Source organism: Nostoc sp. CmiVER01 (assembly GCF_034531135.2).
Classification (GTDB): domain Bacteria; phylum Cyanobacteriota; class Cyanobacteriia; order Cyanobacteriales; family Nostocaceae; genus Nostoc.
Map to the genome: position 1 here is coordinate 105,489 of NZ_JAVRBU020000021.1, position 21,904 is coordinate 127,392.

Genomic DNA, 21,904 nt, shown 5'->3' on the forward strand with positions numbered 1-21,904 from the left:
CAAAGAGAAGGAAAAAGAGAGAATGTCAGATTGGTTAGAGCATACTGTGCAGGTAGAAGTAGACGCTCCCATAGATTTAGTATGGAGCCTCTGGTCAGATTTGGAGCAAATGCCCCGGTGGATGAAGTGGATTGATTCGGTGAAAATTCCACCGGATAATCCAGATATATCTCTTTGGAAACTGAAGACGGGCAGTCTAGAATTTACTTGGAAATCCCGAATTCTCAAAGTTATTCCCAACCAAATTATCCAATGGGAATCGATTGATGGTTTGCCAAATCAGGGAGCGATTCGCTTTTACGATCGCCACAATAGTAGCATTGTTAAAATGACCATTTCCTACGCTATCCCCGGCATTCTTGGCAAAATTATGGATAACTTGTTTCTGGGGCGTGTAGTTGAATCGACAATTCAAGCTGACTTGGAAAGGTTTAAAGAATACGCGCTGAATGTTAAGGCTAATTAATTCATATATATAGCAAAAACAGACAGTAGGAAACAATCTCTAAAAGTTTCTTGCTGTCTAATAGGGAAAATATGGATTTTTTAAATACAAAAATACTATTTCAAGCAAAATAAGCCGTATTGCACAAGTTGTGCAGCATTAATTACCACCTACTCAATCCCGTTAACGCACTCTACTTATTGTTGGTTCTGGAAGTGGATTGCCTACAGCTTCGTAAGCAATAATTAGAGACTCTAAAGCTTCAATTCCATTTGCCACCGCCAACTCATAAGTATCCCCGTGAGTTCGCCAGGCTTGTCCTGGAAAATTAGGAAATCCTACTAAGAAGCAATCATCTTCATCAGACCACTGAATAAGCATTTGGTATTTAAGCTTACTCATATTGTCTTTTATCCTCTATTTATTCATCTGATTTTCTGAACTTAGAAGGTTAAAAAATTACCAAGTTGGGTCACTAAACAAATTAATTGTCAAGTCCTCGTGTGGTGGTACTGCGGTAATACAAGCGCGGATGATTTCTCCATCCTCTAATTCGACGGTGCAAGCGTGACAAGACCCCATTAAACAACCGGTGGGAATAAATACCCCAGCCCGGTCTGCTACATCTAATAGGGCTTCTCCCACTTCGGCATCTACTGTGACATCATCTGGTAAAAAGCGGACACGAACAATCATTAGATAATAATTCGTAATTCGTAATTCGTAATTGGGACACACTCAAAGTAGTTTTCATTGCTTTAGCCTGATTTGCAAACAATAGATCCTTTTTAAATTTCCAATTAGAGCCTAGTTTAAGACAAAAATGGAGTTAAGTCTAAATGGCTTTCTACTTCAGTGGCTAAAGAGTCCAAAATCTGCTCTCGCTGTTCCCGGTAGTTAGCAACTCCGGTGGGCAAAGATTTTAAACCGCGCTGTTGACGGAGGCGATTTAACCAAGCGCGTCGCCAAGGGCCGTTGTCAAAAAGCCCGTGGAGATAACTTCCCCAGACTGATTGACAACTATCCACTAACCCTAAATTAATATCATCAAATAGGGCATGGTACGATTGAGGGTCTATACCTTGCTGTTCGATGCGCGATCGCCCTTGGTGAATTTCAAAGCCATTTACTGGTAAGCCCTGTTGCGGATAATTCGAGCTAACTTGACGCTGGCGAGCGATTTTTTGCCCAGTAATTACGGTTCTGATTGGTAAAAGATTTAACCCCTGATACCTGCCTGCTTGTCCCTCTATCCCTTCCGGATCAGCGATGATTTGACCGAGCATTTGATACCCACCGCAGACACCTAAAACCGTTCCCCCAGAAGCCGCATAGTGTTGGATAGCCTCTGCCATACCGCTTTTTTGCAACAGTAGCAAATCAGCAATTGTGGTTTTTGTACCTGGGATAATCACGGCATCAGGATGTCCCAAATCTTGCTTAGGACTTAAATATTTTACTGAAACAGTGCTTTCTGATTCGAGTGGGTCAAAGTCAGTAAAATTGGCAATTCTGGGTAGGCGGATGACGGCAATGTTGAGGTCAGCTTGGGCTTTATAGGATTCACGTTCTAGCAAATCAAGAGAGTCTTCTGCTGAAAATACTTGTTGTAAGTAGGGTATAACACCAATAACAGGGATACCTGTGCGTTCTTCTAACCATTTTATCCCCGGATCTAGGAGCGATCGCTGCCCTCGAAATTTGTTAATTACTATACCCTTAATTAAGGCGCGTTCATCTGGTTCTAATAACTCTAAGGTTCCCACGACATGGGCAAAAGCACCACCCCGATCAATATCAACTACTAACATCGTTGGCGCATTTAAATGTTTTGCCACTCGCATATTAGTTAAGTCGCGGTGCTTGAGGTTAATCTCTGCTGGACTACCGGCACCTTCACAAACCACCATGTCAAATTCTGTTCCTAAATGCTGTAGCGATTCTTCAATTGTCCGCCACCCCAGGTCAAAATATTGCTCGTAGTAATCTGAGGCGCTTACTTTACCAACAGACCTGCCTTTAATAATTACTTGGGAAGTCATATCCCCTTGAGGTTTGAGTAAAATTGGGTTCATTTCTACCCAAGGCACGACTCCCGCCGCCCAAGCTTGCACTGCTTGGGCATAGCCAATTTCTCCACCATTTGCAGTGACATAAGCATTTAAAGCCATATTTTGACCTTTAAAGGGAGCCACTCGCCAGCCACGCCGCGACAGAATGCGACAAATAGCTGTAGTTAAAAGTGATTTCCCTGCATGGGATGTTGTCCCCACCACCATAATTGATTTCATAGTTGCTATTAGTTAGTTTTCAGGATACAGGGTGAATTTTTAGGAGCGAACAATAGCCGAGCAGGGGGAGATCAGAGAGATGAGGGGGATGAGGGAGCAGAGGGAGAAGAACTAATACATCATGCCCAATGCCCAATGACGCCAGTTGCTTCAAGTCGGCAGAGCCGCCCAACGCACTGGCTCCCCAATGCCCAATGCCCCATGCTCACCACAAGCATCACAAATTTTAATTATTAGATGATTATGGTAAAGACTTCATGAATAGATGTGACGTTTCCGTATATATTGTTCCCTTTGATTCCCTAATCCTAACTTTTTAGTTTTTTATTCTAAAAAGGTATCCGTAACCAACGAATCACAATATCGGATAAACGATCGCGCCATGAAGGTGTCCGCCAATTTTTTCCCTGATATTGTTCTACCAACTGACGACCCAAGGGAGTGAGGCGAAAACTATCTGTAATCCCCTGACCATCGACTTCTCGCCGTAATACACCCACTTGAATCAGCCAGCCCAAGGCGTTGTCACAGGCTAATTCTGATAAAGGGCGTTTAGTATAGCCCTGCTTGAGACCATTTTCTAAGGCGATCGCAGCTAATGACACACTTCTTTGTCCCATGACTTCAAATAAAGATAAATTGAAGGGCGAACACACTAGCGATCGCTCGGCTCTGTCTACTGTGCTTTGAGGATAGACAAAAATATTTGGGTTTTGGGAATCAACAGCAGCCATTGTGTATAGGTAGTAATTTTTCTTCTGATAAAAATTAATGTAAGAATATATTTTTCCTTGTAGCAACTACCTTATTTAAGCAAAAACTGCTTACCTAAAGTATAGTTATGCTATTTTTTAGTAATTATATTTAATGATTATAAATTAATGTAAAATTTCAAGTGCATCAACAATCTGAAACAGGAAAGGTTAATTATGCCTCTAGCAGTTGGTACGGATGCACCTGCATTTACCGCCAAAGATACAAACGGCAACACAGTCTCGCTATCTGATTTGAGGGGAAAGACAGTTGTTTTGTATTTTTACCCCAAAGATGACACGCCAGGCTGCACCAAACAAGCCTGTAGTTTTCGGGATGCCCAAGCTCAATATCAAGGTAAAGATATTGTCATCTTGGGAGTCAGTGCAGATGATGAAGTCTCTCATCAGGCATTCACCCAAAAATATGATTTGAATTTTCCTCTACTGGCTGACACCGACAAATCCCTCATCAAAGCTTTCGATGTGGATGGCGGTGGTTATGCCAAGCGCGTCACCTACGTAATTGACCCCAACGGCAAAATTACCCATGTTGACACTAGTGTAAATACCACCACCCATGCTAGCGATGTTTTAACTGCACTTGGACTGTAGTTTTTTACCTGATAACTAAAGATTTTTTAATAGTTTCAGCCCCAAGCCCTGCTTTACAAAGCACTACAAGCTTGGGGTTCTTTATTTGAATTCAGTTACCTGATTGTGGTGTAACCGATGGCGGTGTAGCTGATGGTAGTGTAAACGATGGCAAACTGGGGGTTGCTTGCTGTTGTTGACCTCGAATTAGTTTTTGTTGTCTTGCTTTAAAAGCTGCTGCGGCTGAGTCTAGTTGTTCGTTCTGTTGGTTAGAATTCCAGTTGAGAGTCCCGAAATTTGCCCGATGAATCAGGTCAAACATGTTAAAGTTGTCTGAGTTTGAACGGGAGAAGGGATCGGTATTTTGGTCAGTTGTACTATTACTGGGAAAAGCATCGGCTGGGCTGCTGACTTGAGCCGAACTTGGTTGAGCCATCAGCAAGGAAGCAAAACTAATTCCTGCCAGGGTAGCTACAAAGAGTCTAGGAATTTGTAAAAATGATTTTTTCATGGGATTTTGACCCTAAAATTGCTCTATTTTATCTCTTTAAGCAAGAGTTCGTCGCAGTTGGGGTTGGATACTCAGTAAGGCAACAACGGCAAAGCTAAACAATACCAGCAATGCTCCCCCGAAGGTAACATCACCCCAAGGAGCTTGCATGACTACGCTACTTAGTTCCCAACTACTATGGAGATATAGATAGCGAATAGGTTCGATCGCATAGCTGAGGGGATTTAGGGTAGCTATAACCTGCAACCACCCAGGCATGAAGGATAGAGGAGCCAAAGCAGTACTAGCAAACAATAATGGTAGGTTAGTGACGAAAATCACTGCAATCAATTCGATGTGTCCGGGTAGAGCGAAAGCTAAACCAAGGGAGATTGCTGTTACGCCTAAAGCTAAGAGAAAGACAATTAGAGCGATCGCAAATAAACCCGTTGCATCTGGTAGTCCAGCCCCAATAAACGCTGCTGCTGCAACAATCACGGCTGCTTGCAGCAAACTTTGGCTGATGATAAAGATTGCTGAAGCAAAGACAATGGAAAAGCGTGATGCTAAGGGTGCTACCAGCAAACGATTCAAAAAGCCGAACTCGCGGTCAAACATTACGGGCAAACCAGCATTCAACGCCCCAGCAAAGGCTGTAAACACAATTACTCCAGCAGCCAAAAATTGTCCGTAATTTGTCGTACTGCCAAACAATCCCTTGGGTGCATTTTGAAATAAAGCACCAAATAGCACCAACCACATCACCGGCTGAATAATTCCGGCAACCAATGTGGAGGGACGCCGTTGTAACTGAATAAACAAGCGACGAGTTAAAGCCAACGTCTCTTGTACCAATTCACCGAAAAAGTTAGGTGCAGGATTAACATCTGCTTGTGGCGATGCTAACGGCTGCCAATTGATATCAGATTTAGGAGTAACGCTCATAGCAATTTTAGATTTTGGATTTTGAATTTTAGATTGGGGGCTGGGGATTGGTTAATAGTTCGTTCTTCTTCCCCTGCCTCCCCTGCCTCCTCTGCTTCCCCTGCTTTATCTCATATTCTGCTTTTTCTCAGCTTTAGGATCGCGAGTGGCAACGGCTGCTAGTTCTGCATCCATCAGTGTGCGTCCTGTAGCGGCGAGGTAAACATCATCGAGGCTGGGGCGAGATTGGGCTATGCCAAATATGGGTAAGCCAGCAGTATTTAGCGCTTGCTGTATGTTAATCAGAGCATCGTTTTGAGGTGTCACTACTAAGTTGAGGGAATTACCTTGAGCACTGTTGATGATCACTTCTTGCACAAACGGCAAAGGTTGCAAGAGGTTTTTAGCTTTTTCGGCTTCCTCAATGGGGGAAAACTCGCGGATTCGCAAAGTGATGCGATCGCCCCCTACTTGATCTTTCAATTGTGAAGGTGTGCCAGCCGCAATTACAACGCCGCGATCTATAATTGCTACGCGATCGGCTAAAGCGTCAACCTCTTCTAAGTAATGGCTGGTAATTACTACCGTTGTCCCAGAGGCGCGTAATTTTCTCAGGAAATCCCACACCACGAAGCGTGTTTCTATGTCAAGCCCTACTGTTGGCTCATCTAAGACTAAAACATCCGGTGAATGGAGTAATCCAGCAGCTAAGTCTAGGCGCTTGCGTAAACCGCCGGAATAGGTTCCTGTCTTTTTATTGGCGTATTCTTGCAAACCGAGTAAATCTAATACAGTCTCAATGCGCTGTTTGGCTACTGCGCCTGGGAGGTGATAAAGTGCGGCTTGCAGTTGCAGCAGTTCTCTTCCTGTCAGCACCTTATCTATAGCGACTTCTTGAGCTACGTAGCCTAATCGTTGTCTTGCCACTCTCGGATTATCTAACACAGAGATACCAGATACTTCGATTTTGCCAGCATCCGGTGTGGTAAGTGTACATAAGGCACGCAAGGTTGTAGTTTTCCCAGCACCGTTGGGGCCTAGTAAACCAAAGATTTCTCCTGATTCTACCTGAAAGGAAACATCTTGGACGGCGACCACTGTGCCGTAGCGCTTTTGCAAATTTTGAATGAAAACGGCGGGAGCCATGACAGCTTTTCCCCAACTATACAAATCTCAATAAAGTCTATCTTTATTGTAGAAGGTGGAGAGCAAAGTTGATCTGAGTTTAAAGTTGCTTTATCAAGCAAGTCACAATAGGCACAGAGGAAGCTTTGTATTTCAAAGGACAGATGACCAATTGACTTAGGACGGTCTGAATGCAAAAATGTACAATTCTTTTCGCGCATCAGTTTAGTGATTGAGTAGAACCTAAAAATTACCCATTCCTAAATTTCAATTAAAATCATACACTGCTTTATTTACTAGGGCGAATATATCCTTCTTCTTCCAATTTTTTTAAAGCTCTTTGGGCTGCTGCTATTCCATATTTTCTTCCAACATCATAAGATTCTTGAGAAATTTGGGGAATAACGGTAATTGTTTTTTGTCCTAAAGGTGTCTGATAAAATGTAATAAGTTGTTTTATTTCTTCATTAGTAAAATATTTATTATAAATAGGAATAATCTCATCTACAAGATCATCTGAGTTGAATTCAGTAGCAAACTTATCCCAAAAATTTTGAGGGACTTGAGGGTAATCGGACTTAACATTATTTAATAATTGAGTGAGGATCTGTCGAGAAAGATTTTTCACACCAGTTAACTCAAACAATTTCTTGATATTATTAGTTTTTTCTATTTCTTGAGCGTTATTACTTGGTGGAATAAGATTAGTTGGACTTTGAGCAAAAGCGGCTCTATCATAGGTTGTTACCAGAGAAAGTAGAACTGCTACTAACCAAAAATTTCTCTTCATTGATTTAAATTTATTCTTAATAGAGGATTATTTAGCTAAATTTGAAAAATGAGCAATCATTGTGAGAAATATGTTTAAGCTATTATGCTTAAATTTACCATATAAGTTATTAGTTTACTACCTTTAAGGTTTGTAAACTCCTATCAGCACAACCACTGATCAATCCTCCCATTGCCTGGATTTGTTGCAGATAGTCAAGGACGGGTTTGGTGATGACTTCTCCTGGCATTAATACAGGAATTCCTGGGGGATAGGGACAGACGATTTCGGCACAGATGCGTTGATTGGTCTGTATTAAAGGTAGTATCTCACTGACAGCAAAAAAGGCTTCACGGGGAGAACAACATAAAGCATGACACTGTGTAGTGAAAAGCTCTTGCCAAAGATGGCTTTTAACATTCAAGTTGGTTCGGCGATATTCTTTGGCAAGAGTGGTAAAACTTTGTAGCAGTTGCTCAATATCGGTTGGGGTGTTGCCCAAACTAATGATAAAGGTGAGATGTTGCAGTGAGGCGAATTCAGCAGTGACAGCAAATTTTTCATCCAGAATTTCATCTGCCTCAAATCCGGTTAAGCCTAAACCAGAAACAGTTACTGTTAATCGCGTTTTGTCTAAAGCCACAAAGCCGGGAGATCCCCCTAACCCCTCTTTTAAAGGGGGGCTTAAAACTGATAATCCAGGAATTTGACTGATTTTTGTTCTAGTTTCATCAGAAAGTTTTAAAGTGCGAGACATCAGCATTTTTCCGTGGAGTGCCATTTGCTGACGTGCCGCATCTAAAGAAGCTAAAAGTAAATAACTAGGACTGGTAGATTGTAAGAGTTGCAAAGCTTTACTGATGCGATCGCCATCTATTCGATTACCTTGGATGTGCAGCATTGATGCTTGTGTCATTGCACCAAGTACTTTGTGGATGGATTGTACAGTTAAATCAGCACCTGCGGCTAAAGCTGGAGTGGGTAATTCTGGATGAAAGGCAAAGTGGGCGCCATGTGCTTCATCTACAAGTAGAGGAATATTATATTGATGTGTGATGTTGGCGATCGCACTCAAATTTCCGCAAACGCCGTAATATGTTGGGTAAACTGTCAACACTGCTTTAGCATCTGGATGTTGTTGGAGTGCAGATTCTACAGCATTAGGCGTGATGCTATGGGCAATATCTAAAACTGGATCGTATTCAGGATTGAGAAAAATAGGTATTGCACCAGAGAGAATTAAACCAGCGATCGCAGATGAATGGACATTGCGAGGCAGAATAATTTTATCGCCTGTGCCACAGGTAGCGAGAATTGCTGCTTCAATCCCACAGGTAGAACCATTGACAAGGAACCATGTTTGTGAAGCGCCAAATGCCTCAGATGCTAGTTGTTGTGCTTCTTGAATAACGCCTTGAGGCGCAAACAGATTATCTAAATCTGCTAATTCGGTTAAATCAGCGCGAAAGACAGCTTTACCAAATAAGTCAGCTAAGGGTTGAGAAATTCCCTCACCTTGTTTATGTCCTGGGGTGTAAAAAGGTGCATGGAATCTTGCTGCATTGGCTTTCAAGGCATCTAATAAGGGTATTTGATTTTGATTGAGCATTTAAATAAAACCAACCGTTAATGATAAAATTTGAAATCTGTTAGGGCATATTCATAGACAATGAAATTACCCAACGGCGAGCAAGCAGAGATTTCTGTGCAAAAGCTCATAGGTTATTGTCTAAACCCAGAACATCCAAGTGGGAAACATAAAGCTAGAGTTTTCGCATCAATTTTAGGAATCACACTAGAAAACCCTGATGTTTTGCGTGAACTTATTCAAACAGCAGCAGTTGCAGGTGAAGTTGTTCAGCAAAGTACCACACAATTTGGTCAACAGTTTAAGGTAGATTGGATAGTACCTGATACAGACGGAATCAGGCTGCGAACAATCTGGGAAACTACCGCTAATAATGTTTATCCACGTTTGATTACTGCATTTCTGAAGTTAAATGAAAAAAGTTAAACTTTTGGATACTATTGCTACACTCAAGCCTATTCCCATTGAGAGGTTACAACTAATAGAAGAAAATTATACTTCTATCGAAAGCTTACCTAGTGGGCAAGTTGGGACAATTGTAGAAGTGTATGAGCAAGAAGAAGAATATCATTATTTAGTTGAGTTTGCTGATACGCAGGGCTGCGAATATGCAATGGCGACTTTGAAAGCAGATGAAATCTTAGTTTTACATTATGATTTGGCAATTGCTTAAATTTTTACCAAAATACTATGCTTGCGCTAAAATCCGTAAGTCCTGTGTAGCTGACTAGATGAGACCTTATCATCAAATCCCGATTTTTGAGTGTGGTGAACCGTTGGTGGAGATTCCTTTAGAATTGTTTGCGGTGGAATCTCCTCATCCTTATGAAAAATTAGGTGCGCCTTATGGCGATCGCTCCCCTTATTATCTCCGTCAAAGCGTCATTGAAAAACTGATCCAAGCGCAAAATTATCTTCAACTACTGCATCCAAACTGGCGTATCCAAATTTTTGACGCTTATCGCCCAGTAGCAGTCCAACAGTTTATGGTAGATTACAGCTTCGCCCAAGCATTGCAGGATAGGGGATTAACTAATGTGGAATTATCCCCAAACCAACGTCAAAAGATTTGGGAAGCGGTTTATGAAATTTGGGCTGTACCAAGTTTGGATGAAAAAACTCCTCCTCCTCACAGTACAGGTGCGGCGGTAGATGTGACGCTAGTAGATGATGCAGGGCAAATAGTAAATATGGGTTCGCCTATTGATGAAATGTCAGAGCGATCGCATCCTGATTATTATGCCAATAGCGATCGCCCAAAAGCCCAAGAGTATCATGCTCACCGTCAGCTATTGCAAGATGTGATGTTAAAAGTCGGTTTTCAACGCAATCCTAGAGAATGGTGGCATTTTTCTATTGGAGATCAAATGTGGGCTTGGCTAAATAATCAATCCAATCCAGCCAAGCCTGTCATAGCACGTTATGGGCGACTTGTATAGGTGCGTTATGCATCTTGAGGATTCAACTCTTTTAACTCGTCGGTAGTGTAAGTACCAATAGGAGTCCAAATTAGATACGGAAGGAGTAACAGCGCCGCCGTTAGAGAAATCGGCAAAACGCAGATTGCGAGGACAACGCCTGAAATCAAACCGATTAGCCCAAGAACTTCCCCAATTTTCAAGCTGCGAAACCTCAACATTGTAGGTATATAGGCAACGGTGATAATTTCCACCAAAAGGTACAAAGCCATTAGTAGCCAAGTAATTGGGCTTCCGGGATTTTTTTCCCAGACAACATAAGCTGAAGCTGCACCGCAAATAAAAATTACAGTCCAGATGATCGGAATCAACGGCTCAAAAACTAGCCAACGCGGGCGACTTAAATTTGCAAACCATTTAACATCACGCGGTGTGATGAAGAAACTACCAAGGGCGACGAAGAAAGTTACAGCCCCAATTATTATCCAAGATGGAATCATAATGCACTCAAGTTTTGTGTATTTTGTCAAGTCATACACTGCAAGTTTGACAATTTAAGCTATATGTTTAATCATTCCCTGGTGCGAATCTTAGGCATCTTGAGGATTGAGACGGATCATCTGCCAAGTGGTATAAGTACCAATGGGACTCCACAGCAAATAAGGAACTAGTAATAGTGCTGCCCAACCAGAAAAACCTAAAACTGCAAGTATCAATAAAGCATTAATGATAAAACCTGTGCCACCAAGAATTGTACCGACCTTCAGGCTGCGAAGCTTAAACATTACAGGTGTATAGGCAATGGTTACAATTTCTAAAAGCAAGTATAAACCCATGATTAACCAGGTTGAGGTGCTTCCTGGATCTTTTTCCCAGACAATATAAGCTGACCAAGCACCGCAAATAAATATTACAGTCCAGATAATAGGAATCGCACCCTCAAAAGTTAGCCATCTCGGTCGTTGTAAGCGCTTGAACCATTGGCGATCGCTAGGTGTAATTACGTTAGCTGCTAAAGCAACTAAGAAAGCGACACCCCCAATCACCATCCAAGATTTAATCATGGCCATTATTCCTTTACAAGCGCTATCTATCGCTTAATATCACTCTTTATAGTGTGATTTTGTCAATTTAGTTGCTAATTACTCATCATCCCTGAGTTTGAAACCTTCACATCGTTCGGCAGGATTTTAAATTATAGGCATTGGGAAAGAGGCAGGGGGGCAGGGAGCAGAGGAGAAAGAGATAATTTTTTATTCTTTTCCTTCCCCCACCTCCTTCAGCATTCCCCACTCTCTAGTAAATTATGTCTGGGGGTGGGGGTATAGGGTGAAGCGTGGAAATATTCTTAGTAATAAAGGGATAAGGCAATTAAAATAATTTATATGCAAACTAAATCAGAAACGCGTTCGCCAGCACCAGAAACTCGAGGAATTGGTAACACTATACGGCTTACAGGCTGGATTTCTTTCTGGATACAATTGGGACTTGCAGTGGTTTCTGGTTTAGCTTTGTTATTTGCCGCTACTGGTCGTGGCTTTGTGGAACAACCGAATGCCGGTCTTGGGGTAGCTGTGTTTTGGGCTGCGTGCGGTATTGTAGTGTTGTTGTTCTCTGTGTATTGGGATTTTCGTTACACTCGCATAGGCAGAAGTCTAGAAAATCCTAATCCGGCGTTGCATCTGAGTAAGGCAGATACAACTAAAATCATCCGATTGGGAATAATTGCAGGTTTGGTAGGAATATTATTAACTCTCTTGGGTGCTGGATCAACTGTGTTAGTGCTAGTGGCAAAATCTATATCCCAACCTCCAGGAGTGGCAATCACTGACCCCTACAGAATTATTAGGGCGCTGGATGTTTTTGTCGCTGTAGCAAACATCAACGGGATTGCTGCTCACTTTGTGGGTACTATCGCTTCATTATGGTTGCTGGAGCGAGTGCATCAACACTAGTACAGCTACGCAAAATTTAAAAAGCTTATGCTGAGTGGTGAATTGTGACTCATGAGTAAATCCAAATTGGGATCAAAATTTTGCTGATGAGTCTTTGATTAGGGCTATTTCGTTCTAGACATAAACCGCTCATAACTAAAGTTCACAGGCTTTTAGCCCAAGTCCACTCAAGTGGACTAAAAGCCTTTATTAGTCGTCTTTAGACGAATGAGTGCTATTAGCCTCAGAATAAATTCTGAGACGGGCTAGATGACAATACAGTTCAGTTAAGCTTTTATTCTCTCCCCCTGCGTCCCCTGCCTGCCTTAACAGATAAATTTCCTTAACTGAACCGTATTGGGCTAGATGAGAATGAAATAGCCCTGAGTCTTTGATACTCGTGAACGAGTCTTTGAACTCCGTTCATCCACCTCAGATAAGTAAGTCGGTAAGAATAAATGAAACTAAATCAAGTAATGTAAAAAAAGCTTGAGATTAGTTTGTATTGAGGATTTTAGTCCTCAAATGATGGCTGGAGCCGCTTACTACAAACCTTGAATTATTCACGCCGCTCTACTTACTCGTTGGTCTTTAAACTCCGTGAGCCTTTAAAAATGAGAAGTTTAGACTGGCTTCTGCCATGTCTTTAGGTTATTTCTAATTTTTACCTAAAGATTCAGTTTAAAGGCACTTTCTTATTACTTATGACAGTTACTTTAAATCATTCTGATGAGTGAAAGTATATATACTTAATAATTGAGGTTCAAAGCATGGACTCAACAGGTAAGGTTCAAACTGGGGACTCCTCCTGGTCTCTTCCACTGCCGTTGAAAGAGTATGCAATGAGCCGAGTAACTGTCTACTTTTATAGCGACAGATGGGTTCCAATTAAATATTGTTCTTTGGGAAAAGCAATTTTGCTTCACCAGAAGGCAAACTCAGAAGGCAAGGAAATTTTCTTATTTCCTACTAATCTAGACCCTAATCAACCCTCAAACTCTTTTAACTAAAATGGACTGAGTAGACTATTTTTCAAACATCTTGGCAACAAATGAATCGGCTATAGAGGCGTACTTATATAGGTACGCCTTTATTTTTAAATGAGAGTGAACTAAGTAATACCGTTTCTTTGTGAGGCTGTGCCGTAGCCTGTGGTAAGTCTATGCAGCGTCTACATTAAAAAAATTGACTTTGATAAAGAGTTTTAGCCTGAACTGAAGCGTATTTACTTATAGACGAACATAGTCGCAATTCATCGGCAATAGCCAAGAGAACTCTTTTTCAAGAATCGCAAATCTTGTGGTTCAATGCAGTATTATGGCATAATTCGATTTTATAATTTTAAACAATAAAATTGTAAATTACTTATGCATTGTACTGCCACCCTAAATCAACTGGTTGAAATTCTTTTGGCCAGTTCTGTAAACTTATCTGAAAATGCTTTAAAACAAGTAAGTTACGGTATACAAACAGATAGCCGTACCCTGAAGCCTGGTGAAGTATTTCTAGCTTTAAGAGGCGATAAGTTTGATGGACATGAATTTGTGCAAACTGCGATCGCAAAGGGTGCTTTAGCTGCAATTGTAGATTTTGAGTACGAAAATCCAGGGCTTCCTGTATTACAAGTAAAAGACACCCTCAAAGCATATCAGAAAGTTGCCAGATGGTGGCGCGATCGCTTTAACATCCCTGTAATTAGTGTCACAGGTTCAGTAGGTAAAACTACAACTAAAGAACTAATTGCGGCAGTTTTAGGAACAAAAGGACTAGTTCATAAAACTTTTGGAAATTACAATAACGAAATCGGTGTCCCGAAAACTCTCCTAGAACTTGGCCCAGAAAATGACTACGCCGTAATTGAAATGGCAATGCGGGGTAGGGGACAAATTGCCGAACTGACACAAATAGCACGTCCAACAATTGGAGTGATTACCAATGTGGGGACGGCACATATTGAATTACTAGGTTCGGAAGAAGCGATCGCTGAGGCGAAATGTGAGTTATTAGCCGAAATGTCTGCTGATAGCGTGGCAATTCTCAACCACGACAATCCTTTATTAATGACGACGGCAGCAAAATTTTGGCACGGAGAAGTTTTAACTTATGGCTTTTCTGGTGGGGATATCCAAGGGCAATTAATTGATAACGACACTGTAGAAGTTGCCAGAATCCAACTACCTCTACCTTTACCTGGTCGTCACAATGCAACAAATTTCTTAGCAGCTTTAGCGGTGGCAAAGGTGTTGGGGATCGATTGGGCAACCCTTAAAGCAGGTGTAATGGTGGATATGCCCACAGGGCGATCGCAGCGATTTACCTTAGCCAATGATGTGGTAATCTTAGATGAAACTTATAATGCTGCACCAGAAGCTATGATTGCAGCCTTGGAGTTATTGGCAGAGACACCCGGAAAGCGGAAGATTGCTGTGTTGGGTGCAATGAAAGAATTGGGAGAGCGATCGCAGCAGTTGCACCAGCGAGTGGGAGAAACAGTGAAAAAATTGAATTTAGATGGCTTGTTGGTTTTGGTAGATGGACAAGATGCCGAAGCGATCGCTATTAGTGCCGAAGGTATTCCATCGGAGTGCTTTGCAACTCATGCTGATTTGGTGGCTAGGTTGAAGACATTTGTGCAAGCAGGCGATCGTTTATTATTTAAAGCTGCCCATTCTGTGGGACTAGATCGGGTAGTCAATCAGTTACGTGCAGAATTTTCCAGATGATACCACTAGAAACCCAACGTCTTATACTGCGAGACTTTGTAGAATCAGATTGGCAAGCGGTTCATCAATACGCTAGTGATCGCAAGGTTGTAATTATTGGCAGACACACCCAAAAAGGGCAAAATTGCCCTCTTGGGTGCTATGAAAGAATTCTAAAGAGTTATATCTAACAACAAACCGAAGAAGCATCTATGCACTAGTGAGTTGAAGAAATAGTGCGATCGCTACTATGTGTAGATTTTAGGCGTTGTTGGAAAGACTAGGGTTATTGCTGTAGCGTCTTTGAAAAAGAATTGCTGCCGAATTAGTCACTAAACAGGTGATTGCTAGCCACATCAAGATGTAAGTAGGAGCCATCACCACGCCAATCTGGAACCAAGTATATACATGCATTATCATCACAGAAGCGAAAAAGCTAGCAATTCCAGCAGATTGCCACACTTGATACGATGGACGACGTAAAGCTACTAGGCTCATCGTTAAAATTGTGACAAGTAAGTTTGCTGGGACGAGAAATGCACAAATACTAACGCAGTTGCCACGAGAGAACTCAGCTAAGGTGTTTAAATCGAGCATTAATTTGTTAAGATAGGTGTTAGCTTTTTAAGAATTTAATTTATTGTATTTTAAAATAACTAAATCAACATTAATATATGAGTGAGTAATCACATTGCAAATATAACATAAATTAAACTATTGAGTTACCTTTTGATACTCCCAATAGTTAGTTAATTATAAAGATTTTGGATCAGTAGGGTGGAAAATACCCACCCTAGCTAAATTAACCCGGTAAAATCACCGTATCGATAACGTGTACCACACCATTATCTGCTTCGATATCTGCTGCTAAAACTGTGGCATTTTTAACTTCAAAACCATCAGAAGAACTAATTTTAATCGGTGAACCTTCCACAGAATTAACCGTACCAAGTTCTGCCAAATCAGCCTTTAGAAGCTTTCCTGGAACGACATGATACTTTAATATCCGCGTTAACTGGGGAATATTCTGTAACAAAGTTTGGATAGTTCCCGGTGGTAACTTGGCAAAAGCATCGTCATTTGGTGCAAAGACAGTGAACGGGCCAGGACTTTTTAATGTTTCTACTAAACCAGCAGCTTGTACAGCTGCCACCAGTGTTTTAAAGGACTCAGCCGTAACTGCAATATCAACAATATCAGCCATATATCTTACCTAGAATCTCTGCAAAAAATTTTAAAGGATAATAAACCTATTTGAAGTTTTATTAAAAAAATAAATTTAAAATCAGATGTTAAACAAGAGGCAGGGGAGCAGAGGGGACAAGGTGACAAAAGTTTAGAACTTCCAAGAAGTCTTTCCCCTTGTCCCCAAGTCCTCTTTCCCATGCCCCATGCCCAATGCCCATTAATTATGATTAACTTTCCAGTTTGCTAAATCAGTTAAAGAGCGATCGCGGTAACGTCCATAACGTTCCTGCTTACTTTTGATTTTCGCACCCAGTTCGGGAAAAATCCCAAAGTTGGGCGGCATTGGTTGGAAATGCTTCGGCGAAGCGGAACTAATAAATTCAAATAACGCACCCATCATTGTTGTTGGGGGTAAAACCAAAGCTTCTTTACCCAAAGCTAGCCGCGCTGCATTAATTCCCGCCAAGCAGCCACCCGCAGCCGCCGCAGTGTAGCCTTCAGTACCTATCAACTGTCCAGCAGCTAGCAATGTTGGACGCTCTTTAAATTGCAGAGTCGGATGCATTAGCCCAGGAGCATTAATAAAAGTGTTGCGGTGCATTACTCCCAAGCGGACAAACTCTGCCTTTTCCAAACTTGGGATTAGCTGAAATATTCGCTTTTGCTCGCCCCAGCGCAGGTTAGTTTGGAATCCTACCATATTCCACAGTTGACCGGCTTTATCTTCTTGTCGTAACTGCACCACAGCATAAGGACGTTCCCCGGTGCGAGTATCTGACAATCCCACTGGCTTTAGGGGCCCATAGCGCATGGTATCTTCCCCACGCTGTGCGAGTTCTTCAATGGGTAAACAAGCTTCAAAAAATTTCGCTGTTTCCCGTTCAAAACCTTTGAGTTCTGTTTGTTCTGCTTTACAAAGTTCTTCTCGAAACCGCAAATACTGCTCTTTATTCATTGGGCAGTTGAGATAAGCAGCTTCACCTTTGTCATAACGTGATGCCATAAAGGCAACGTCACGGTTAATCGATTCTCCCACAATAATCGGACTAGCGGCATCGAAAAAGCTCAGGTATTCCATCCCGGTAAAGCGCTGCAAATCTTCGGCTAAGTCGGGACTGGTTAAAGGCCCAGTTGCCAAAACCACAATTCCTTCAGGAATCGCAGACACTTCACCCCGGCGAAATTCAATTAAAGGATGGCTGGCTAAAGTTTGAGTCAAGTCTTGGCCAAATTGTCCCCTGTCTACCGCTAGCGCCCCACCCGCAGGTACGGCGTGTTCATCAGCTTTCGAGATGACAATAGAACCGAGTTGGCGTAATTCTTCGTGCAATAATCCAGCTGCGCGATCGCTTGCCATTGCCCCAAAGGAATTACTACACACTAGTTCTGCTAAATGTTCTGTATGATGAGCAGGGCTGAAGCGTTTTGGACGCATTTCATGGAGAATTACCGGCACTCCAGCTTGGGCTATTTGCCACGCTGCTTCTGTCCCAGCTAGTCCACCTCCAATTACTTGTATCGGTTGTTGTTCCATAGTTAAATTTTTAATTCCTGTATTATAAGTATCTATCAGCATCACAGAAGTAAATTAAATAAAAAGTCATGCTGACTATACAATTAGCGTAAAACAAGGTGGAGCAACAACACCAGATAATTTCTGCTATGCCTGTATTCTATGTAACCTTTAAAAAATTATAAATTATCTGTATCAATTCCCTTTTCTTTGAGTTTAGCTAACAATTCTTGATAGCGATCGCGCTCTTCTTCTAATTCTTGTAAAACTGCTTCCTTTGCTTGACGTTCTTGTTCTGCACGTTGGCGTTCTTGTTCTCGTAACTGGTCAATTTCTACAGGTGACAAAAACTTTTGTCCGGTGGGAGAAACAATTTCCAAAGTATCCGGTGTCAGTGTAAAACGGATTCCCAAACGCGGACTTACCCAGCCATTCATCTCTTCAATGACTTCAAAACTATCCGCAGAACGGAGCAAGCCATTTAAATCATTCTTAGCTGGATCGTAGATATAATATTCTTCCACGCCGTAACGCTGGTAAAACTGCAATTTTTTGGTCATTTCTTTGAGAGTGTTACCTGGCGATAGAATTTCAAATACTACCTGTGGCGGGATATTATCTTCATTCCATTGTAAATAGGAACCCCGTTTTCCTTTTGGTCTGCCAAAGACTACCATTGTATCCGGCGCTTGTTTAATATTTGGGCTTCCTTTAACTGGATACCAAAATAAATCTCCGGCGATAAATACATCAGCTTGCGATGCAAATAAAATTTCTAAATTTTCTTTAATTTTGACAATCCATGTAAATTGTTCTGTATTATCCGCCATTGGCTGTCCGTCGCTTTCTGGGTAGATGACTTCGATGGTGGTTTCTGGTGTAACTTGTTGTACCATTGCTGCACCTCTAAGTATGGGGTTTTTAGCTGATATTTCTAGTTGAGATGGCGATCTCGTTAATCTGAAATTCTTAGAAGCAAAAAGGCTAGCCGCCAAACATCACTTATAATTTATTCATTTAGAGGTGTTTGCTGTATTGCTTGCTGGACTTGTGCAACATCCAAATCTAACGCCTGTGATATCTGTTCTGCACTTAAACCTAGTGCTAGCAGTTTAGGTACAGCTTCTAACTTTGCCTCAAAACGACCTTCTTGTTTACCTTCTTGTTTAGCTTCTTGATAAACCCGTGTTTGCTTCAACTCACTTAACCCAAACATTGCTTCTATCTCCTCTCGACTTATGTTAGGCAATTTATAAACTAAGATTGTCTCTATTAATTCTAGTAATTGTTTTTGTGGTAGTTGCAAATTTACCGCTTGTTTAGTACGGTTAATTAGAACTCTTGCGGTAGCAATAGTTGTATCTTCATTTTCAATTACTAATTTTAGGGTAGCAATACCTATTGGTAGTGATGTAGCTTCGCCTAATTCATCCAAGTAAATTATACTAATACGATTGCTGTTAAAGAATTCGTGGCAATCTTGTTGTTCACCAGTATCTATATTCCTTCTGGGATAAATCACTACTCCTCGCCAAGAATTTTTAGATTTCTTTTGCCGCAAATAGAGAAATACTTCTGAAACTAGGCGCAAATAAATATCTGAGTCTGGTTGAAATTGAACTTCAACGAAATAAATCGGATTTTCTTCGTTTTGAGTCGGAAGAAATACACCATCTATTCTAAAAGCAGTTTGTTTGATTTCAACTGAAGAGAATTGATAAGTATTGGCAGTCTCAGGAGGATTGCCAATCAGTTCAAAGAATATACTGGGGAATTCTTGAAATAAACGATAAAAGATGCTGTCAGTTTTCACTCTGGATGTTAAAGCACAATTTTGAACTTTAGCAATTTTATAATGTGCTGCTCTCTGATTGCATAAATTATCACAGATGGAAAACTAGCTATTTGGCAGCTTTTTGTATTTTTTGATCGTAAATTCTATGCTTATGGAAATTTCCGATCGCGTACTTCCACAGCATAATCTTGCACGGCTTTGGTAATAGTTTCTCGCAAGTTTGTGTAAACTTTGGCAAATGGTGGATGCTTTTCGGTAAGTCCGAGGACATCAGAGGTAACTAAAACTTGTCCATCGCAGTGAGTTCCCGCACCGATACCGATTGTGGGAATGCTTAATTTTTGTGTAATGTGCATTGCCAAATCTACGGGTATATGCTCTAAAACTAGAGAAAATACACCTGCTTGTTCCAGAGCGATCGCTTCTTGTAAAATCCTCTCACTCGCCTCTTGCGTTTTCCCTTGTTGTCGCAAACCTAGTTGATGTACTGATTGCGGTGTCAAACCGACATGACCCATTACCGGAATTCCAGCTTGTACCAAACGAGCGATAGTTTCTGCGATCGCTGGATAGCCACCTTCCAATTTTACTGCTTGAGCGCCCGTTTCCTTCAGTACTCGCCCAGCTGAGTGCATCGCTTGCTGGAGACTTTCTTGATACGTCAAAAATGGTAAATCTACCACCACTAATGCCCGTTTAACCCCACGGCGCACAGATTTGGCGTGGTAGATCATTTCATCCAAAGTTATCGGCAGTGTTGTTTCATACCCTAGAACTACTGCCATAGAGTCGCCCACAAGGATTAAGTCTACACCAGCTGCATCAATGAGTTGAGCGATCGCATAATCCCAGGCTGTCAACGCCACAATTGAACGTCCCTGTTGTTTCCATTGAATTAATTGCTGGGTAGTGATTGCCATTTTTCTAGGTGGGGAGTAGGGAGTAGGGAGTGGGGAATAGAGATTAGGGATTAGGGAATTTCACCACTTTGTACAGACGCGATTAATCGCGTCTCTCCCCACTCCCCATTCCCTCATTTAACAGCGTGACTGAAAGCAATATGGGGTTTTGCACTGTCAGTTTTGGGCATTAACCAAGCTAGACCTTCACTAGTGCCGATCCATAATTTATTGGCAATGTCAGGTGCAAGAGCAAGAACCCGACTAGAAGGAAGTCCAGCAACTTCTGCATCTAACACAGCCCCTGTATTTGGATTTAATCGTAACAAACCATTGTTAGTCCCGACCCAGACACTACCATCTTTAGCAAAACGTACCGCCGTCACGTCACGCCCACGCAGGCGAGTTACAGAACGCAACACTGCACCAGTTTTTGGATTAATAACTAGTAAATTATTTGGCATTCCTGCCCAAATTAATCCTTCTGGACTGATAGCTAAAGCTTGGACAGTCGTCCCTGGTAAATCGGCTATCCGCTTCATAATTGCAGCACTAGCAGTATTTATCCGTACCAATCCATCAAGAGTGCCAACCCACAGTTGACCTTCAGCATCTAAAGTCAGGGTATTGGCGCTGACACCAGGCAGATTTTTTAATGTTGTCATAATTAGACCTTGGTCAGGACTAATTAGAGCTAAACCGCTATCGGTTCCAGTCCACAAATAACCCCGTTTGTCAACTAACAATGACAACACCCGTTTGGAAGGCAAAAATAAATTCTGCGCGGTGATTTCACTAGTACGGGGGTCTACTCGGAACAGTCCATCATAACTTCCTACCCACAAACGTCCTACTTTGTCTTGGGCTAAAGCACCAATGGCAACATTTGGTAAATTAACACGAGAAATAATCTTGCCAGTTTTAGGATCAATTCGCGATAGTCCCCGCCAAGAACCTACCCAAAGATTGCCAGTAATATCTCCTAGTAAGTTACCCACACGATAATCGGTTTTCGGCGAATTTTCTTGCACTCCGCGCTCATCGGGCAAAGGTTCTATTCGCGGTGGCGGTGCAGAAGGTGGGTAAGCAGGAGTTAGATCGGATGAATTAATATCAGGGGTTTTTTGTGCCCATCCTATACTTGGCAAAGCTATCAACCCCAGCAAAATAGAAGTAATCAATAAACTAGTACGCTTGCAAAACAATACCACGGTGACATTTCCTTTGGAGACAGTACCCATAGCCGTTACCTAAACTGGCTTTGGGTTACTTCCAGTGTTCCCCTAGTCGGGATTTTTTAAACATTGGGGACTGGGAACTGGGGACTGGGGACTAGGGAATAGGAAATAAATATTTAGGAATACTTTCTCATTACCCAATACCCAATACCCAGTCCCCAGATATCATTGATGACACATTGTAAAGCATCTGTAACAAAATGTTAAATCTTTATGTAATAACAAAATTAAATATATAA

26 protein-coding genes and 1 pseudogene are annotated in these 21,904 nt (G+C 41.7%); 9 read left to right on the plus strand and 18 right to left on the minus strand.

The genetic code is table 11. The annotated features are described in order from the left end of the window. The first annotated feature begins 22 nt into the window (after positions 1-22). Complete coding sequence (locus RMZ43_RS30235) at positions 23-466, plus strand: SRPBCC family protein (protein WP_322647750.1); 444 nt, start codon at positions 23-25, stop codon at positions 464-466. A 162-nt stretch (positions 467-628) separates the two neighbouring features. On the opposite strand, the gene RMZ43_RS30240 is transcribed toward RMZ43_RS30235, so the two are convergent. The 4 genes from RMZ43_RS30240 to RMZ43_RS30255 all read right to left on the minus strand — a co-directional run bounded on the left by RMZ43_RS30240 (position 629) and on the right by RMZ43_RS30255 (position 3,470). Further along, on the minus strand, positions 629-847 hold the full coding sequence (locus RMZ43_RS30240; RefSeq protein ID WP_322652373.1) for a type II toxin-antitoxin system HicB family antitoxin: 219 nt from the start codon (positions 845-847) through the stop codon (positions 629-631). 57 nt (positions 848-904) lie between these two features. Continuing rightward, entirely contained in the window at positions 905-1,141 is a 237-nt protein-coding gene (locus RMZ43_RS30245; RefSeq protein WP_322652372.1) for a 2Fe-2S iron-sulfur cluster-binding protein, read from the minus strand. Positions 1,142-1,257: 116 nt separating this feature from the next. After that, entirely contained in the window at positions 1,258-2,736 is a 1,479-nt protein-coding gene (gene cobQ / locus RMZ43_RS30250; RefSeq protein WP_322652371.1) for a cobyric acid synthase CobQ, read from the minus strand. Positions 2,737-3,065: 329 nt separating this feature from the next. Beyond that, complete coding sequence (locus RMZ43_RS30255) at positions 3,066-3,470, minus strand: Npun_F0494 family protein (protein WP_322652370.1); 405 nt, start codon at positions 3,468-3,470, stop codon at positions 3,066-3,068. 195 nt (positions 3,471-3,665) lie between these two features. Here RMZ43_RS30255 and RMZ43_RS30260 point away from each other — a divergent pair, with 195 nt between their 5' ends. Beyond that, on the plus strand, positions 3,666-4,103 hold the full coding sequence (locus RMZ43_RS30260; RefSeq protein WP_322652369.1) for a peroxiredoxin: 438 nt from the start codon (positions 3,666-3,668) through the stop codon (positions 4,101-4,103). A gap of 91 nt (positions 4,104-4,194) precedes the next feature. Here RMZ43_RS30260 and RMZ43_RS30265 read toward each other — a convergent pair whose 3' ends face one another. The 5 genes from RMZ43_RS30265 to RMZ43_RS30285 all read right to left on the minus strand — a co-directional run bounded on the left by RMZ43_RS30265 (position 4,195) and on the right by RMZ43_RS30285 (position 8,999). Further along, a complete protein-coding gene (locus tag RMZ43_RS30265) occupies positions 4,195-4,593 on the minus strand; it encodes a hypothetical protein (RefSeq protein WP_322652368.1) in 399 nt (132 codons plus the stop codon). Positions 4,594-4,629: 36 nt separating this feature from the next. Then, positions 4,630-5,517, minus strand: coding sequence for an ABC transporter permease (locus tag RMZ43_RS30270; RefSeq protein WP_322652367.1), 888 nt, complete (start codon positions 5,515-5,517; stop codon positions 4,630-4,632). Positions 5,518-5,622: 105 nt separating this feature from the next. Further along, the gene (locus RMZ43_RS30275; protein WP_322652366.1) at positions 5,623-6,642 is read right to left on the minus strand and encodes an ABC transporter ATP-binding protein; all 1,020 of its coding nucleotides are present in this window, start codon (positions 6,640-6,642) and stop codon (positions 5,623-5,625) included. A 268-nt stretch (positions 6,643-6,910) separates the two neighbouring features. Then, positions 6,911-7,411: a DUF2059 domain-containing protein gene (locus RMZ43_RS30280; protein WP_322652365.1), complete on the minus strand. Its 501-nt coding sequence runs from the start codon at positions 7,409-7,411 to the stop codon at positions 6,911-6,913. Positions 7,412-7,520: 109 nt separating this feature from the next. Continuing rightward, on the minus strand, positions 7,521-8,999 hold the full coding sequence (locus RMZ43_RS30285; protein WP_322652364.1) for an aminotransferase class I/II-fold pyridoxal phosphate-dependent enzyme: 1,479 nt from the start codon (positions 8,997-8,999) through the stop codon (positions 7,521-7,523). Positions 9,000-9,059: 60 nt separating this feature from the next. Between RMZ43_RS30285 and RMZ43_RS30290 the strand changes: the two genes are divergently transcribed. Genes RMZ43_RS30290 through RMZ43_RS30300 form a run of 3 tightly spaced genes read left to right on the plus strand, consistent with a single transcriptional unit; the run spans position 9,060 to position 10,417 of the window. After that, a complete protein-coding gene (locus RMZ43_RS30290) occupies positions 9,060-9,404 on the plus strand; it encodes a DUF6883 domain-containing protein (protein ID WP_322652363.1) in 345 nt (114 codons plus the stop codon). Beyond that, positions 9,391-9,651 (plus strand): DUF4926 domain-containing protein, encoded by a 261-nt coding sequence (locus RMZ43_RS30295; protein ID WP_322652362.1) that lies wholly within the window; start codon positions 9,391-9,393, stop codon positions 9,649-9,651. The genes RMZ43_RS30290 and RMZ43_RS30295 overlap by 14 nt, the downstream gene beginning before the upstream one ends. Before the next feature lie 58 nt (positions 9,652-9,709). Further along, the gene (locus RMZ43_RS30300) at positions 9,710-10,417 is read left to right on the plus strand and encodes a M15 family metallopeptidase (protein ID WP_322652361.1); all 708 of its coding nucleotides are present in this window, start codon (positions 9,710-9,712) and stop codon (positions 10,415-10,417) included. A gap of 5 nt (positions 10,418-10,422) precedes the next feature. On the opposite strand, the gene RMZ43_RS30305 is transcribed toward RMZ43_RS30300, so the two are convergent. After that, a complete protein-coding gene (locus tag RMZ43_RS30305; protein WP_322652360.1) occupies positions 10,423-10,896 on the minus strand; it encodes a TspO/MBR family protein in 474 nt (157 codons plus the stop codon). A 90-nt stretch (positions 10,897-10,986) separates the two neighbouring features. Continuing rightward, on the minus strand, positions 10,987-11,460 hold the full coding sequence (locus RMZ43_RS30310; RefSeq protein ID WP_322647736.1) for a TspO/MBR family protein: 474 nt from the start codon (positions 11,458-11,460) through the stop codon (positions 10,987-10,989). Between the two features lie 321 nt (positions 11,461-11,781). Here RMZ43_RS30310 and RMZ43_RS30315 point away from each other — a divergent pair, with 321 nt between their 5' ends. The 3 genes and pseudogenes from RMZ43_RS30315 to RMZ43_RS30325 form a co-directional block, all read left to right on the plus strand. Further along, positions 11,782-12,351, plus strand: a complete 570-nt coding sequence (locus tag RMZ43_RS30315) for a DUF3611 family protein (RefSeq protein WP_322647735.1) — start codon at positions 11,782-11,784, stop codon at positions 12,349-12,351. Between the two features lie 1,346 nt (positions 12,352-13,697). Next, positions 13,698-15,053, plus strand: a complete 1,356-nt coding sequence (locus tag RMZ43_RS30320) for a UDP-N-acetylmuramoyl-tripeptide--D-alanyl-D-alanine ligase (protein WP_322652359.1) — start codon at positions 13,698-13,700, stop codon at positions 15,051-15,053. Beyond that, a pseudogene (locus RMZ43_RS30325) lies at positions 15,050-15,145 on the plus strand (GNAT family N-acetyltransferase); the annotation flags it as partial. The gene RMZ43_RS30320 and the pseudogene RMZ43_RS30325, both read left to right, overlap by 4 nt. Before the next feature lie 148 nt (positions 15,146-15,293). On the opposite strand, the gene RMZ43_RS30330 reads toward RMZ43_RS30325, so the two are convergent. From RMZ43_RS30330 to trmFO, 3 genes are all read right to left on the minus strand, one after another. After that, positions 15,294-15,629, minus strand: a complete 336-nt coding sequence (locus RMZ43_RS30330; RefSeq protein ID WP_322652358.1) for a hypothetical protein — start codon at positions 15,627-15,629, stop codon at positions 15,294-15,296. A 205-nt stretch (positions 15,630-15,834) separates the two neighbouring features. Further along, positions 15,835-16,236, minus strand: coding sequence for a fasciclin domain-containing protein (locus RMZ43_RS30335; protein ID WP_118166018.1), 402 nt, complete (start codon positions 16,234-16,236; stop codon positions 15,835-15,837). A gap of 201 nt (positions 16,237-16,437) precedes the next feature. Next, on the minus strand, positions 16,438-17,754 hold the full coding sequence (trmFO, locus tag RMZ43_RS30340; protein ID WP_322647731.1) for an FADH(2)-oxidizing methylenetetrahydrofolate--tRNA-(uracil(54)-C(5))-methyltransferase TrmFO: 1,317 nt from the start codon (positions 17,752-17,754) through the stop codon (positions 16,438-16,440). A 58-nt stretch (positions 17,755-17,812) separates the two neighbouring features. On the opposite strand from trmFO, the gene RMZ43_RS30345 reads away from it, so the two are divergent. After that, positions 17,813-17,908, plus strand: a complete 96-nt coding sequence (locus RMZ43_RS30345; RefSeq protein WP_322652415.1) for an HNH endonuclease — start codon at positions 17,813-17,815, stop codon at positions 17,906-17,908. Between the two features lie 4 nt (positions 17,909-17,912). Here the strand turns inward: RMZ43_RS30345 and RMZ43_RS30350 are convergent, their stop codons facing one another. The 4 genes from RMZ43_RS30350 to RMZ43_RS30365 all read right to left on the minus strand — a co-directional run bounded on the left by RMZ43_RS30350 (position 17,913) and on the right by RMZ43_RS30365 (position 21,668). Further along, positions 17,913-18,629 carry a Uma2 family endonuclease gene (locus RMZ43_RS30350; protein ID WP_322652357.1) on the minus strand — a complete coding sequence of 239 codons (717 nt, stop codon included), beginning with the start codon at positions 18,627-18,629 and terminating at the stop codon, positions 17,913-17,915. A gap of 113 nt (positions 18,630-18,742) precedes the next feature. After that, on the minus strand, positions 18,743-19,546 hold the full coding sequence (locus tag RMZ43_RS30355; protein WP_322652356.1) for an Rpn family recombination-promoting nuclease/putative transposase: 804 nt from the start codon (positions 19,544-19,546) through the stop codon (positions 18,743-18,745). Positions 19,547-19,677: 131 nt separating this feature from the next. Continuing rightward, positions 19,678-20,448, minus strand: a complete 771-nt coding sequence (gene panB / locus RMZ43_RS30360; protein ID WP_322647729.1) for a 3-methyl-2-oxobutanoate hydroxymethyltransferase — start codon at positions 20,446-20,448, stop codon at positions 19,678-19,680. Positions 20,449-20,561: 113 nt separating this feature from the next. Further along, a complete protein-coding gene (locus RMZ43_RS30365) occupies positions 20,562-21,668 on the minus strand; it encodes a ligand-binding sensor domain-containing protein (RefSeq protein WP_322652355.1) in 1,107 nt (368 codons plus the stop codon). Positions 21,669-21,904: the final 236 nt, after the last annotated feature.